The 1,138-nt window shown below is 72.7% G+C and carries 1 protein-coding gene; it reads right to left on the bottom strand.

Annotated features, from left to right (window positions below; genetic code table 11):
• Positions 1-150: 150 nt before the first annotated feature.
• Positions 151-1,138, bottom strand: a 988-nt coding sequence (locus tag Mterra_RS21420; RefSeq protein ID WP_147373056.1) for a phenylacetate--CoA ligase family protein, incomplete at its 5' end; no start/stop codon positions are given.

Below are 1,138 nucleotides of genomic sequence, written 5' to 3'. Positions count from 1 at the left end.
GTTGAAGGGAAGCCGTAAGCCCTCAGCCCTCAGCGCCGCCGGGTGGGGGTGGTGGCGGCGCTCAGCGGGGGGTAGCCCGTGGCCTGTGGCTCGTTGGGAAGGAAAGCCCCTCCCCGGCGGCGCTGAGGGCTGAGGGCTTACGGCTTCCCTTCAACCGAAGCGCTTGTCCACCAGCGGCGGCCCCTCGAGCGCCGGGTCGGCCTCGAGGCCGTCGAACTTGAGGCCGGTGGCGCGGCGCAGGGCGTCCTCGAGGCCAGGGGGGACCGCCTGGGCCTTGAGCCGGAGGTAGAGCCGGTCGGTGCCGCCCTCGCCGCGGTCCACGACCACCTGGGCGCCGCCGTTGCGGGGGTCGATGCCGAAGGCCAGGAGCAGCGGGGCGAACTCGGTGGGGTAGAGCTTGACGCCCTTGACCTTGACCATCAGGTCGGTGCGGCCGATCACGCCGCGCGGGAGCACCGTCTGGCCGCTCGAGCGCTGGGCGATGGCGAGGTCGCCGGTGCGGAAGCGGATCATGGGCATGAGCGTGCGGGAGAGCGCGGTGACCACCAGCTCGCCCTTCTCGCCGTCGGGGGTGGGCTCGAGGGTCTCGGGGTCGAGCACCTCGAGGACCGCCATCTCGGGGATCTCGAGGAGGCCGTTTTTCTCCAGGCCCTCCCCGGCCACCACGCCGAGCTCGGAGGTGCCGTAGGCGTCCACCGCCACCCCGCCGATGGCCGCCTCCACCTTCTCGCGGTAGCCCGGAACGCTGGTGAAGGGCTCGCCCCCGGCCATCAGCAGCTCGAAGCGGCCCCCGGCCTGGGCGATCTTGAGGGCGAAGGAGGGGTTGCAGACCAGGACCTCGAAGCCGTACTGCTGCTGGAGCTGGGCGATACGCTCGGCCTCGCCGGGCCCGTGGGGCAGCACCATGGCCCCGGCCCGCTGCAGGGCCTCGTGGAAGAGCCAGCCGCCGGCGAAGACGTGGTAGCCGAAGGCCACCAGGGCCTTCTTGCCCGCCACCCCCAGCCGCCGCATCTGGCCGGCGAGGGCCTGGGCCTGGTACTCCACGTCCTCGGGGGAGAGGTATTCGGGCATCCAGCCCAGGGCGGGGCTGGGGGTGAGGTGCATCAAGGCCGCGCCCTGGGCTGGATGCCCGAATACC

The sequence above is a fragment of the Calidithermus terrae genome (genome assembly GCF_003574345.1).
Taxonomy (GTDB): Bacteria; Deinococcota; Deinococci; order Deinococcales; family Thermaceae; genus Calidithermus; species Calidithermus chliarophilus.
Note: the sequence above shows the minus strand (reverse complement) of the source record. Positions and strands in the feature narration are given on the sequence as shown.